Annotated in this window: 9 protein-coding genes and 1 pseudogene; 7 read left to right on the top strand and 3 right to left on the bottom strand. The window is 69.9% G+C overall.

What is annotated here, in order from left to right; all coding sequences use genetic code 11:
* Positions 1-2 precede the first annotated feature (2 nt).
* Positions 3-1,778, bottom strand: coding sequence for a chloride channel protein (locus tag BM004_RS00310; protein WP_093210543.1), 1,776 nt, complete (start codon positions 1,776-1,778; stop codon positions 3-5).
* On the bottom strand, positions 1,775-2,200 hold the full coding sequence (locus tag BM004_RS00305) for a MarR family winged helix-turn-helix transcriptional regulator (RefSeq protein ID WP_093210541.1): 426 nt from the start codon (positions 2,198-2,200) through the stop codon (positions 1,775-1,777). Before BM004_RS00305 ends, BM004_RS00310 begins: the two co-directional genes overlap by 4 nt.
* A gap of 95 nt (positions 2,201-2,295) precedes the next feature.
* On the opposite strand from BM004_RS00305, the gene BM004_RS00300 reads away from it, so the two are divergent.
* On the top strand, positions 2,296-2,850 hold the full coding sequence (locus BM004_RS00300) for a GNAT family N-acetyltransferase (RefSeq protein WP_093210539.1): 555 nt from the start codon (positions 2,296-2,298) through the stop codon (positions 2,848-2,850).
* Positions 2,851-2,865: 15 nt separating this feature from the next.
* On the opposite strand, the gene BM004_RS00295 is transcribed toward BM004_RS00300, so the two are convergent.
* Complete coding sequence (locus BM004_RS00295; RefSeq protein WP_218152662.1) at positions 2,866-4,251, bottom strand: PQQ-dependent sugar dehydrogenase; 1,386 nt, start codon at positions 4,249-4,251, stop codon at positions 2,866-2,868.
* A 131-nt stretch (positions 4,252-4,382) separates the two neighbouring features.
* Here BM004_RS00295 and BM004_RS00290 point away from each other — a divergent pair.
* The 6 genes and pseudogenes from BM004_RS00290 (at position 4,383) to priA (ending at position 13,907) form a co-directional block, all read left to right on the top strand.
* Positions 4,383-5,149: pseudogene (locus BM004_RS00290) on the top strand (alanyl-tRNA editing protein).
* A gap of 54 nt (positions 5,150-5,203) precedes the next feature.
* A complete protein-coding gene (locus BM004_RS00285; protein ID WP_177206285.1) occupies positions 5,204-7,444 on the top strand; it encodes a protein-disulfide reductase DsbD family protein in 2,241 nt (746 codons plus the stop codon).
* A gap of 94 nt (positions 7,445-7,538) precedes the next feature.
* On the top strand, positions 7,539-8,231 hold the full coding sequence (locus tag BM004_RS00280; RefSeq protein ID WP_177206283.1) for a thioredoxin family protein: 693 nt from the start codon (positions 7,539-7,541) through the stop codon (positions 8,229-8,231).
* Positions 8,232-8,406: 175 nt separating this feature from the next.
* Positions 8,407-9,732 carry an MFS transporter gene (locus tag BM004_RS00275; protein WP_093126613.1) on the top strand — a complete coding sequence of 442 codons (1,326 nt, stop codon included), beginning with the start codon at positions 8,407-8,409 and terminating at the stop codon, positions 9,730-9,732.
* A gap of 484 nt (positions 9,733-10,216) precedes the next feature.
* Entirely contained in the window at positions 10,217-11,335 is a 1,119-nt protein-coding gene (gene hemE / locus BM004_RS00270; protein WP_093210535.1) for a uroporphyrinogen decarboxylase, read from the top strand.
* 472 nt (positions 11,336-11,807) lie between these two features.
* Entirely contained in the window at positions 11,808-13,907 is a 2,100-nt protein-coding gene (gene priA / locus BM004_RS00265) for a replication restart helicase PriA (RefSeq protein ID WP_256219803.1), read from the top strand.
* The last annotated feature ends 19 nt before the right edge of the window (positions 13,908-13,926 follow it).

The following is a 13,926-nucleotide window of genomic DNA, read 5'->3' as shown; positions in this document are numbered from 1 at the left end:
GCCTACGTGGACTGCCACGGCAGTCCGCGCATGCGCTCGCGCTTTTCCTCTTCGTCGAAATGCGCGAGCGACGGCTTGATGAGGTCGCTGCGCGCCACGATGCCGACCAGCGCGAGCGTGTGGGCATCCTTCACCACCGGCAGCCGCTCGAGCCGGTGGCGCGCCAGCCGCGTGGCCACGGCGCGGCAGTTGTCGCCCGGCAGCGCGTAGTACAGCGGCGCGTCGGCGCAGGCGTCGCCCACGGTCGCGATCGGGTCGCTGCTGCCCCGCGCGGCCAGCATCGCGCGGTCGACCACGCCGATCACCGCGCCGTTGCGCAGCACCGGGAACGCGCGGTGCGCCTGGCCTTCGCCGAAGCACTCGAACAGCGCCCTGGCCACGGGCATGGCGGCGTCGATGCTGCGCACCTCGCGCGTCATCACTTCTTCGACCGAATGCCGCTCCAGCGGGTCGATGCCGTACTCGCGGTAGATGTGGTACCCGCGGCGCGCGATCTTCTCGGTGAGGATCGAGCGGCGCATCGTGAGCACCGTGAAGCCGTAGGCCACGGCCGAGGTGGTCAGCAGCGGCAGCAGCGCGTTGCTGTCGTGCGTGAGCCCGAAGGCGAAGATGGTGGCGGTGAGCGGCGCGCGCATCACGCCGCCCAGCGTGGCCGCCATGCACACCAGCGGCCACAGCATCGGGTCGTTGCCCGGCAGCACGTGCGAGAGCACCACGCCCAGGCCCGCGCCCATCATCAGCAGCGGCGCCAGCACGCCGCCCGAGGTGCCCGAGCCCAGCGAGATGACCCAGATGACGGCCTTGACCGCCAGCAGCGCGAGCACCACGCCCAGCGCCAGGTGGTTGTGCAGCAGGTCGCCGATGACGTCGTAGCCCACGCCCAGCGCGCGCGGCTGCAAGTAGCCGCCGATGCCGACCGCGAGGCCGCCGATGGCCGGCCACCACATCCAGTGCAGCGGCAGCTTGCCGAACCAGTCCTCGACCTTGTAGAGCGAGATCGACAGCGACGCCGACAGCGCGCCGCACAGCACGCCGGCGATCACGCACGACAGCATGGCGAGCGGGCCGGGCACGGCCGTCTGCAGCGGGAACAGCGGGCCCGGGTCCATCAGCAGCGGCCGCGCGAAGCCCGCCACCGCGCAGGCCACGGCCACCGGCAGCAGGCTGCGCGGGCGCAGCTCGAACAGCAGCAGCTCGACGGCCAGCAGCACCGCGGCCACCGGCGTGCCGAACACCGCCGTCATGCCGGCCGTGGCACCCGCCACCAGCAGCGCCTTGCGCTCGGCCGCGGTGAGGTGGAAGTGCTGCGCGATCAGCGAGCCGATGGCGCCACCGGTCATGATGATCGGCCCCTCGGCGCCGAACGGCCCGCCGCTGCCGATGACGATGCCCGAGGACAGCGGCTTGAGCAGCGCGACCTTCGGTGACATCTTGCTCTTGCCGAACAGGATTGCCTCGATGGCTTCGGGAATGCCGTGGCCGCGGATCTTGTCGGAGCCGTAGCGCGCCACCAGCCCGACGATGAGCCCGCCGATCACCGGCACCACGATCACCCATGCGCCCAGCGTGTGCTCCGCGGGCGAGCGGTCTGCCAGCGAGAAGGTCTGGAAGAAGAACAGGTTGGTGAAGAAGCGGATCAGGTCGAGCAGCACGCGCGCGGCCACCGTGCTGATGGCGCCGATGACGGCGGCCATGACGGTGATGCGCATGAGGCGCGCGTTGAGCGCGAAGTCGCCGCGAGGCGCGTGACCCGGATGAGAGTTGGCTTTGGAGCTCATGGGGATTCCGGAAGATCGATCTGCGGCACGTCGAACACGCCCTTGAGCGAGCGCAGCTCCGCGCGGTGGAGTTCGGCCAGCCGCAGCAGCAGCTTCTCGCCGTTGCCGAGCAGGTGCACCTCGACCTGGCGGCGGTCGGTTTCGCTGGGCCGGCGCTGCACGAGGTCCAGCGCCTCGCAGCGCGTGACCAGCGCCACCGCGCCGTGCGGCTGCAGCTGCAGGCGCTCGGCGATCTCGCCGACCGAGGCCCAGTCGCGCCCCGGCACGCCCTTGATGTGCAGCAGCACCAGGTACTGCTGCGGCGTGAGGCCTTCGGCCTGCGCGGCGCGCTCGGAGAAGCGCTCGAAGCGGCGCATCTGGTAGCGGAACTGGGAGAGCGCCTCGAAGTCTTTCTTCGCGAGCTTGCGGGGTGTGGAGGCCATGGAACGTCGCCGGGAGTGAGCGTGTGGAAGGAGCGTGGGAACGGCGGCGAATATATCACGTCATGACATAAATGCGTTGCGCCAGAATCGGTGGCATGACGACCTCACCGATCGAATTCGACACCGCCCGCCTGCGGCTTCGCCCCTGGCGCGAGAGCGACCTCGCGCCCTTCTTCACGCTCGCCTGCGACCCGCAGGTGATGGAGTTCCTGCTGCCGCTGCCCACGCGCGCCGACAGCGACGCCATGGTCGCGCGCTTCCAGGCGCGCTTTGCCGAGAACCGCTGGGGCTTCTGGGCCGTGGAGCACAAGGCCCGCGGCGCGTTCATGGGTTTCACCGGGCTGAACGCGCCGGCCGCCACGCTGCCGTTTTCACCGTGCGTGGAAATCGGCTGGCGCTTCGCGCGCCAGTGGTGGGGCCAGGGCTTCGCGAGCGAGGCGGCGCGCGGCGCGCTTCAGGTGGGCTTCGAGCAGCTCGGGCTGGACGAAATCGTGGCTTTCACGGCGTGGAACAACACGCGCTCGAGCGCGGTGATGGAACGCATCGGCATGAAGGAAGACGTGGCCGGCGCCTTCGACCATCCGCTGGTGCCCGAGGGGCACGCGCTGCGCCGGCACAAGCTGTACCGCATCGCGCGCCCGCCGCGCTGAGAACAGGCCTCTTGCCTACCTGGCCTTCGACACCCGCCACACGGCATTGCCCACGTCGTCGGCCACGATCAGCGCGCCGCTCTTGTCGAGCGCCACGCCCACCGGGCGGCCCTGCGCCTTCTCGTCGGCGGTGAGGAAGCCGGTCAGCACATCGACCGGCGGGCCGCTGGGCTTGCCGCCGATGAAGGGCACGAACACCACCTTGTAGCCCGACTTGGGCTTGCGGTTCCACGAGCCGTGCTCGCCGATGAAGACACCGCTGGCGAACTGCTCGGGCATGCCGCCCGCGCGCGAGAAGGCCATGCCCAGCGGCGCGACGTGCGAGCCCAGCGCGTAGTCGGGCGCGATGGCCTTGGCCGTCATTGCGGGGTTCTGCGGCGTCACGCGCGCATCGACGATGCCGCCGTAGTAGCTCCACGGCCAGCCGTAGAAGGCGCCTTCCTTCACCGAGGTGAGGTAGTCGGGCACCAGGTCGCTGCCGATCTCGTCGCGCTCGTTCACCACGGTCCACAGGGCCTTGGTGTCGGGGTCCCAGCCCATGCCGTTGGGGTTGCGCAGGCCACTCGCGAACAGGCGCTTCTCGCCCGTCTTCGTGTCGACCTCCCAGATGGCGGCGCGGCCCTCTTCGGCCGCGAGGCCGTTCTCGCCGATGTTGCTGTTGGAGCCGACCGTCACGTAGAGCTTGCTGCCGTCCTCGTTGGCGATGACGTTCTTGGTCCAGTGGTGGTTGATGCCCGCGGGCAACTGCGTCACCAGCGTCGGGTTGGCGCTGATCGAGGTCTGGCCCTCGGTGTAGGGCACCTTCACCAGCGCGTCGGCGTTGGCGATGAAGAGCTCGTTGCCCACCAGCGCCATGCCGTAGGGCGACATCAGGTTGGTCATGAAGACCTGCTTCACCTCGGCCAGCCCGTCGCCATTGGCGTCGCGCAGCAGCGTGATGCGGTTGGCGCTGGGCACGCCGGCGCCGGCGCGGCCCATGACCTTGCCCATGACCCAGTTGCGCACCTTGGCGACCAGGCCGTCGCCGCCGTCGGTGGCGCTGCCGCCGGGCTTGGGCGGCTTGTTGCTCTCGGCCACCAGGATGTCGCCGTTGGGCAGCGTGTAGACCCAGCGCGGGTGCTCGAGGCCGCGCGCCAGCGCCGTCACCTGCAGGCCTTCGGCCGGGGTGGGCGTGGCGGTGTCGGTCCAGCCGATGGCGGGGGCCACGTTGACGGTGGGAATCAGGGTCTTGTTCGGGTCGGCCAGTTGCGGGCGCGGGCCGGTGGTGGCTTCGGGCGACAGCTTGGCGGCCTCGCCGCAGCCCGCCACCAGCAGCGCGACGGCCAGGGCCGAGGCGCCGGCCTTCCATGCGGATGCCGGTGAGGGGGCCGTGCGGGTGGGTGCTTGCTGCGGTGCTTTCATGCGTGGTCCTTGCGCGGCCGGTTGCCGCATACCGGCCGGATGATCCATGGCGCGCCGGGGCGGGGTTGTCGGTCGTGGGCGCTTTCTGGCGTGGGCGCACCCCATTCGCGCATCGCCGCTACCATCGCCGCATGACCGACGACCTGTTCCGCGCCGACGCCTACCTGCGCACCTGCGAAGCCCGCATCGTGCGCATCGACGATGCCGGCATCGTGCTCGACCGCACCGTGTTCTACCCGCTGGGCGGCGGACAGGCCGGAGACAGCGGCGTGCTGGCCCTGGCCGACGGCCGCGAGCTGGTCATTGCCGACACGCGCAAGGCCAAGGACCCAGAAGGCCAGCCGACGAACGAATTCGTGCACGTGCCCGCACCGGAACAGGCCGACCTGCTGGCCGCGCTGAAGCCCGGCGACACCGTGACCGCCCGCCTCGACTGGGAGCGCCGCCACCGGCTCATGCGCTTCCACACCGCTTCCCACCTGCTGTGCCACCTGGTCCCGGTGCCGGTGAACGGCTGCTCCATCACCCCCGAGTACGCGCGCATCGACTTCCACATGACCGACCCGCTCGACAAGGACGTGCTGACGGCCGGCCTCGCCCGGCTGGTCGAGGCGGCCCATCCGCTGACCGTGGGTGCCATCACCGACGAGGAGCTCGACGCCAACCCCGGCCTCGTCAAGAGCATGAGCGTGCAGCCGCCGCGCGGCCTGGGCACGGTGCGCACCGTCCGCATCGGCGACGAAGCCGGCGCGCAGATCGACTTCCAGCCCTGCGGCGGCACGCATGTTGCGAACACCTCGGAAATCGGGGGGTGGTGGTCACCAAGATCGAGAAGAAGAGCGCCAACAGCCGGCGCGTGGTGCTCGGTTGGGCACCGGTGGCCAGCGCCGCCGCCTGAAACATTCCGGAACATCCTGGAACTTCGCCCCTCTCGAATGCTCCGACTGACGGCATGATCTTTTCGCGCATCCATTTCGCTACGCTTCTGATAGCAACCGCGGCAGCCAGCATGCCGGCTGCCGCGCAATCGGCTTCCCCCGTGGCGCCGAAGGCGGGGGCCGTGGTCACCACGCCCCATGTGCGCGCCGAACTGATCGCGCACGCGCCCGACGGCGTGACGCCCGGCGCCCCGGTGTGGGTCGGCCTGCAGATCACGCACCAGCCCGAGTGGCACACCTATTGGAAGAATGCCGGCGACTCGGGCCTGCCCACCGAAATGACGTGGACGCTGCCCGCCGGCGTGTCGACCGGCGAGATCGCCTGGCCGGTGCCCGAGAAGATCGCGGTCGGCAACCTCGCCAACTACGGCTACGAGAACACCGTGCTGCTGCCGGTGCCGCTGGAGGTGTCCACGCTGTACAAGCCGCCGGTCACCATGGGCACAACGCCGGCCATGGACATCCAGCTCAAGGCCTCCTGGCTGGTCTGCCGCAAGGAGTGCATTCCGGAAGAAGGCACGTTCTCGCTGTCGCTGCCGCTGCAGGGCTCCACCGCGCTGCACAAGGCCGATTTCGACACCGCCGCCGCCGCGCAACCCCAGCCGCTGGCCAAGCCCGGCACCGTGCAGGTCGAGGGCCACAACCTCAAGGTGCGCCTCGAAGGCCTGCCCGCCGCCGTGCAGGGCAAGACGCTGGGCTTCTTCCCCGAGACCCCCGAGGTGATCCGCACCGCGGCCGTCTCCGGCAAGGACTGGACCCAATCCTGGGACAACGGCGTGTGGACCGCCTCGATCCCGCTGGCCGACCAGCGCAGCGAGAGCCCCACGACGATGCCGGTGGTGGTGGCGCTGGCCGAAGCCGACCGGCAGGCCGGCCAGCCGGTCGCCTGGCGCGCCGAGGCGCCGGTGTCGGGCACCTGGCCCTCCGCGGCGCCGCGCGCCGAGGTGTCGCCGGCGCTGCAGGCGGCGCTGACCGCCAACGCGGCCAGTGCCACAAGCGCCGCGGCGTCATCGACCGAACTGCCCGCGCCCTCCTCCACCACCTTCCTGGCCGCCCTTTTCGGCGCCCTGCTCGGCGGCCTGCTGCTCAACCTGATGCCCTGCGTGTTCCCGATCCTCGCGATCAAGGTGCTGGGCTTCGCGCGGCAGGCCGGCAACGACAGCGCGCACCGCAAGGCGGGCCTGGCCTACACCGGCGGCGTGATGCTGTCGTTCCTTGCGCTGGGCGGCGCCATGCTGGCGCTGCGCGCGGCCGGCGCCGGGCTGGGCTGGGGCTTCCAGTTGCAGTCGCCCGGCGTGGTGGCGGCCCTGGCGGCGCTGTTCACGCTGATCGGCCTGAACCTGGTGGGCGTGTTCGAGTTCGGCCGCGCCGCCCCGTCGTCGGTGTGCAGCGCGCAGGCCAAGCATCCGCTGGCCAACGACTTCCTCTCGGGCGTGCTGGCCGTGGTCATCGCATCGCCCTGCACCGCGCCTTTCATGGGCGTGTCGCTGGGCTTCGCCATCGGCCTGCCGGCCGCGCAGGCGCTGCTGCTGTTCGCCGCGCTGGGCTTCGGGCTGGCGCTGCCTTACCTGGTGGCCGGCTTCGTGCCCGCCATCGCGCGGCTGCTGCCCAAGCCGGGCCCGTGGATGCACACGCTGCGCCGCCTGCTCGCGTTCCCGATGTTCGCCACCGTGGCGTGGCTGGTGTGGGTGCTGGGCCAGCAAAGCGGCATCGACGGCGCGGGCACGCTGCTGGCGCTGCTGGTGTGCCTGGCCGCCATCGTCTGGGCGCTCACGCTGAGCGGGCGCACGCGGGTGGTGATTGCCGGCCTGCTGATCGCCTTCACCGCCGTGCTGACCGCGGCCATCGGGCGCAATGTGTTGCAAGTCGTTGAGCCCGCGCAACTGGCTTCGGCTGCGGCAAAGGGCGCCGCCGGCCAGCGCTGGCAGCCATGGTCGGCCGATCGCGTCGCCGCGCTGTCGGACGCCGGGCAGCCCGTGTTTATCGACTTCACCGCGGCCTGGTGTGTCACATGCCAGTACAACAAGAAGAGCACGCTGTCCGACGCGCAGGTGCTGGCCGACTTCGACGCCAAGAAGGTCGCCATGCTGCGCGCCGACTGGACCCGCCGCGACCCGGCCATCACCGCCGCGCTGACGGCGCTGGGCCGCAGCGGCGTGCCGGTGTACGTGCTGCAGGCGCCGGGCAAGCCGCCGGTCGTGCTGACCGAGATCCTGGGCAAGGACGAAGTCCGCGCCGCGCTCGCCGCGCTTTGACCACCTGCGTGACATGGGTTGTCACAAGCACTTGAAGAAACCGTTCTAAGCTGCAGTTGTTGTTTGGAATTTTTCTTTGGAGTTCAAGCTGGCCATGTCTCTTTCGCCAACCGCCGACTCGCGTTCCCTGCGTGCCGCGCGCCATGCCCGCGCCGCCCTGAGCCGGGCCTCGCGCCGTGCCGTCGTTGCCGCCGCAGTGGCGCTGGGCGCCACCTTCCTGATGGGCACCAATGCCGCTGCCGCCCCCACGGTGGGCCAGCAGGCGCCCGACTTCGTGGCCGTCGACACCACCGGCGCCAAGCACAAGCTGTCCGATTTCGCGGGCAAGTTCGTGGTGCTCGAGTGGACCAACCCCGGCTGCCCCTTCGTGCGCAAGCACTACGGCAGCGGCAACATGCCCGCCACCCAGAAGGCCGCGACCGACAAGGGCGTGGTGTGGCTGGCCATCAACTCCACCGAGCGCGCCGCCACCGACTACCTGAAGGCCGACGCGCTCGACGCGTGGATGAAGTCGCACAAGGGTGCGCCCACCGCGGTGCTGATGGACGAGGACGGCGTGATCGGCCAGGTCTACGGCGCGCGCACCACGCCGCACATCTTCATCATCGACCCCAAGGGCACGCTGGTGTACGCGGGCGGCATCGACAGCATCGCGTCGGCGCGGGCGGACGACATCAAGACCGCCACCAACTACGTGAACCAGGCGCTGGGCGAGGCCTTCGGCGGCAAGCCGATATCGACGGCCAGCACGCGGCCGTACGGGTGCTCGATCAAATACAAGACCTGAGCGCGGCGAGACGCACGCCTCGCCAAGCGTGAAAGGCGGGCGTGAACGATGGGCGTGACACGCGGGCATGACAGGCGCGGCGCGGCAGTGACAGCTACCTGACCACCACGGTCAGGCCACGGTCGGGAAGCCCGCCCTACCCTTGGCGACCACAAACGCCACAGGGGACAACACCATGAGCACAGCGCAGCAACGCGCGCCCGGCCACGCCGCCTCGGGCACCGCTTCCTCCTCGAAAGTCGCCACCGTCCTGCGCGTGACCGGCGGCAACTTCATGGAGATGTTCGACTTCTTCCTGTTCGGCTTCTACGCCACGCAGATCTCGAAGGCGTTCTTCCCCGCGGGCAACGAGTTCGCCTCGCTCATGCTCACCTTCATGACCTTCGGCGCGGGCTTCCTGATGCGCCCGCTGGGCGCGATCTTCCTGGGCGCGTACGTCGACCGCGTCGGCCGCCGCAAGGGCCTGATCGTCACGCTCGCGCTGATGGCCGTCGGCACGCTGCTCATCGCCTGCGTGCCGTCGTACGCCACCATCGGCCTGGCCGCGCCGCTGCTGGTGCTCATCGGCCGGCTGCTGCAGGGTTTTTCGGCCGGCGTGGAGCTGGGCGGCGTGTCGGTCTACCTGTCGGAGATGGCCACGCCGGGCCACAAGGGCTTCTACGTGAGCTGGCAGTCGGCCAGCCAGCAGGTGGCCATCGTCGTGGCGGCCGCGCTCGGCTACTGGCTCAACGTGACCTTCACCTCGCAGGAGATCGGCGACTTCTACTGGCGCGTGCCCTTCTTCGTGGGCTGCCTGATCGTGCCGGTGCTGTTCATCATCCGCCGCTCGCTGCAGGAGACCGAGGAGTTCATGGCGCGCAAGCACCGCCCCGACGCGCGCGAGATCTTCCAGTCGATGGTGGCCAACTGGGGCCTGGTGGTGGCCGGGATGATGCTGGTGTCGATGACCACCGTGTCGTTCTACCTGATCACCGTCTACACGCCCACCTTCGGCAAGGCCGTGCTGCACCTGAGCACCACCGACGCGCTGGTCGTCACGCTGTGCGTGGCCGTCTCCAACTTCATCTGGCTGCCGATCATGGGCGCCCTGTCGGACCGCGTGGGCCGCAAGCCGCTGCTGATCGTGTTCACCGTGCTGACCATCCTCACCGCGTACCCGTCGCTCAAATGGCTGGTGGGCGCGCCGAGCTTCACGCGCATGCTCGAGGTGGAGCTGTGGCTGTCGTTCCTCTACGCGAGCTACAACGGCGCGATGGTGGTGGCGCTGACCGAGGTGATGCCGGTGAACGTGCGCACCGCCGGCTTCTCGCTGGCGTACAGCCTCGCGACCGCGCTGTTCGGCGGCTTCACGCCGGCGATTGCGACGGGGCTGATCGAGATGACCGGCGACAAGGGCGCGCCGGGGTTGTGGATGACGGCGGCGGCCATCTGCGGACTGGTGGCGACGCTGGTGCTGTACCGGCGCAACGCGAGAGCGCCCACGGTGGGCGTGCCGGCTTGAGCGTCCTGGTTGGAGCCTGCGGGCATGCCGATACAGGCATGCCGCCTTTCACGCTCGCGGACGATGGGCGTGAAGGCTTCGGGCAGGGTGACTATTGTTAGCAGTGTGAGCCTGGCAGGCCCTCGCAAACTGCCGCGACCTCCTCTCCTGTCAAGGAAGTCGTCGATGTCGCGCATGTTGGATCCGGCTGAACGATGAGTTCGAGGATGTCCGCACTGGCGTTGCTCCTTCTGCTGCAATTTCAGCCCGCCGCGGCTGACGAAGTGGCAATGCACTGCGCCGGGCGTCCCTCGATCTCCGGCACCGACCTGCTTCTGGCCTCGTGCCGCACCGAAGGCGGAATGGCGATCGAGCGGTATCCTGGCCCGAAGCCATCCTCGCCTGATGACCGAGGTCTTCAGCGAAAAATCCGCAGCCTGAGCCGTCTCCCCGAACGCTGCGTCCAGACACAGCCCCCGGGACACACCCCTGCGACAATCGCCCGATGCCCTTCGCCCCCCTGAAAAACGACACGTTCCTGCGAGCCTGCTGGCGCCAGGCCACCGACCACACGCCCGTCTGGCTGATGCGCCAGGCCGGCCGCTACCTCCCTGAATACGTGGCCACGCGCGCCAAGGCCGGCACCTTCATGGGGCTGGCGACCAACACCGACTACGCCACCGAGGTCACGCTGCAACCGCTCGCACGCTACCCGCTGGACGCGGCGATCCTGTTCTCCGACATCCTCACGGTGCCCGACGCCATGGGCCTGGGCCTGTCGTTCGAGGCCGGCGAAGGCCCGCGTTTCGCGCGCCCGGTGCGCGACGAGGCGGCCGTGGCGGCGCTGGAGATTCCCGACATGCAGAAACTGCGCTACGTGTTCGACGCGGTGGCGTCGATCCGCAAGGCGCTGGACGGCCGCGTGCCGCTGATCGGCTTCTCGGGCAGCCCGTGGACGCTGGCTTGCTACATGGTCGAAGGCGCGGGCTCCAGCGACTACCGGCTGGTGAAGAGCATGCTGTACGGCCGCCCCGACCTGATGCACCGCATCCTCGCGGTGAACGCCGACTCGGTGGCCGCGTACCTCAACGCCCAGATCGACGCGGGCGCGCAGGCCGTGATGATCTTCGACAGCTGGGGCGGCGTGCTGGCCGACGGCGCGTTCCAGGAATTCAGCCTCGCCTACACGGCCCGCGTGCTGGCCGGCCTGAAGCGCACCGGCGCCGACGGCCAGCCGGTGCCGCGCATCGTGTTCACCAAGGGCGGCGGTCTGTGGCTCGACGCCATGCGCGCGCTGGACTGCGAAGTGCTCGGCGTCGACTGGACCGTGAACCTGGCATCGGCGCGCAAGCAGGTCGCCGAAGGCACCGACGGCCAGGTCAAGGCACTGCAGGGCAACATCGATCCGAACGTGCTGTTCGCGCCGCCCGCGCAGATCGAGGCCGAGGTGGCCAAGGTGCTGCAGGCCTTCGGCGCACCGCACACCGACCGCACGACCGCCGGGCCGACCCACATCTTCAACCTGGGCCACGGCATCAGCCAGTTCACGCCGCCGGACCACGTGTCGGCGCTGGTGCAGGCGGTGCACGACCGTTCGCGAAGCATGCGCGCCGCGCGCGGTTGAGACTGTCACACCAAGGTGCCTCGGGGCACCGGAGGAACGCCCGGCGCAGGCCGCCGGGCGGCCCCGAAAATCGGTCCCGGGCGGTTTGTCAAGTGCAAAAACGGTATATGGGTCCCGACTTATGCACAAAACCCGTGCTGCACTGCGCAAGATTGCGGGGGCTGCCACCTCTTCCGCTCTCAAACCAATAGCACCGCCAAGTTGTTGATTTATATAGGATTTGAATTTTGCTTTTTTTCCGGGCATTCCAGCCAGAGCCTTGATTTGCAAGGCTTCGCGGCGCGCGGCGCCGTCTTGTCAACAAAGTTATCCACAGAAACTCTGGATGGCTTCCAAAGCACTGAAAAATCAACGACTTAAGTAGCGTTGCTCAAAGTCGCATTAACAAACCTTGCCAAGAAGGACACCCATCTCCACCCCCGGCCTTCCTCTCGACGACGCCGCCCAGCCGACGAACGGTCAGCCGCCGGCCCTGCCGTGGCGGCTAGACATCGCGGTGCAGACCCCCGCGCACGCCGCCTTGGGCGACCTGCTGAGCTACGCCGGCGCCGAGCCGATGCCGCCCGGCACGCTGGTGCGCGTGCCGCTGGGCAAGCGCGAGGTGCTGGGCGTGGTGTGGAACGAGCCGGTGTCGCTGGAAGGCACCGAGCCCGACATGGCGCTCAAGCCCGTGGGCGCCGCGCTGGACGCGCTCGACCCGCTGGGCGAGGCCTGGCGCGACCTGGTGGCCTTTGCCGCGCGCTACTACCAGCGCTCGATCGGCGAGATCGCGCTGGCCGCGCTGCCGCCGCAGTTGCGCGACCTGACGACCACGCAGCTGGCGCGCCGGCTCAAGCGCAAGACCACGGCGGGGCCGGTGGCCGAGACCGCCGAGTCGTCGAATTTGATAGCACTGAGCGCAGAGCAGACGGCCGCGTTGGCCCGTATCGAGGCCGAAACCGGCACCTTCCTGCTGGTCGGCAGCACGGGCAGCGGCAAGACCGAGGTCTACCTGCGCTGCGTGGCCGGCCTGCTGGCGCGCGACGCAAACGCCCAGGCGCTGGTGATGGTGCCCGAGATCAACCTCACGCCCCAACTCGAAGCCCGCTTCAAGGCCCGCTTCGGCGACGAGGCGGTGGTGTCGCTGCACAGCGGCATGACCAACCCGCAGCGGCTGGCGAGCTGGCTGGCCGCGCACAGCGGCGCGGCGCGCATCGTGCTGGGCACGCGCATGGCGGTGTTCGCGTCGATTCCGGGGCTGAAGCTGGTGGTGGTCGACGAGGAGCACGACCCCAGCTACAAGCAGCAGGAAGGCGCCCGCTACTCCGCGCGCGACCTCGCCGTGTGGCGCGGCCAGCGCGAAAAGGCCAAGGTGATCCTGGGCTCGGCCACGCCCTCGCTCGAAAGCTGGCACCAGAGCCGCCCCGCCGAAGGCGACGACCCGGGCGGGCGCTATGTGCGCCTGGCCATGCCTTCGCGCATCGGCGCGGGCGCGCTGCCGGCCGTGCGGCTGGTCGACATGAACCTGCAGCCGCCGAAGACGGTGATCTCGGGCGCGCTGCTCGACGCCATCGGCCAGCGCATCGCGCGCGGCGAGCAGAGCATGATCTTCCTGAACCGGCGCGGCTATGCGCCGGTGCTGGCCTGCGGCGACTGCGGCTGGAAGAGCGAATGCCCGCACTGCAGCGCCTTCCGGGTGTTCCACAAGATCGACCGCACGCTGCGCTGCCACCACTGCGGCTTCACCGAACGCGTGCCGCGCGCGTGCCCGGCCTGCGGCAACCCCGACATCGCGCCCGTGGGCCGCGGCACCGAGCGGCTCGAGGAGCACCTGGCCGAGCTGTTCGCCGCGGTGAAGCACGCGGACGGCAGCGCGGTGCGCATCGCCCGCATCGACGCCGACAGCACCAAAAAACAAGGCGCGCTCGAATCGCAGCTCGCGGCGGTGCACGCGGGCGAGGTCGACGTGCTGGTCGGCACGCAGATGATCGCCAAGGGCCACGACTTCCGCCGCATCACGCTGGTGGCCGCGGTGAACCCCGACGGCGCGCTGTTCTCCAGCGACTTCCGTGCGCCCGAACGCCTGTTCAGCCTGCTGATGCAGTCGGCCGGCCGCGCGGGCCGCGACGCCGCCTACCTGGCGGCGCAGGGCGCCAAGGCCGAGATGTGGATCCAGACCCACCACGCGCAGCACCCGCTGTTCACGGCGTTGCGCAAGCACGACTACGCCGCCTTCGCGCAGCAGCAGCTTGACGAGCGCCGCGCCGCCGCCATGCCGCCCTTCGCGTTCCAGGCGCTGCTGCGCGCCGACGCGCGCGAGCAGTCGGTGGCGCAGGCCTTCCTGAACACCGCCGCCGACCAGGCCGAGGCGCTGCCGGGCGCCGACCTGGTCACGCGCTACCCGGCCGTGCCGCTCACGATCCAGCGCGTGGCCAACGTGGAGCGCGCGCAGATGCTCATCGAAAGCCCCTCGCGCGCCGCGCTGCAGCGGCTGCTGGCGGGCTGGCAGCCGCTGCTGCACGACCTGCGGCGCACGCCCGAGGGCAAGGGCGTGATCCGCTGGCTGGTCGACGTCGATCCGCACAGCATCTGAGCGGGTTGTCCTGCACGGG

It is taken from the genome of Variovorax sp. OK212 (assembly GCF_900112425.1).
In the GTDB taxonomy this organism is placed as follows: Bacteria; Pseudomonadota; Gammaproteobacteria; order Burkholderiales; family Burkholderiaceae_C; genus Variovorax.
Note: the sequence above shows the minus strand (reverse complement) of the source record. Positions and strands in the feature narration are given on the sequence as shown.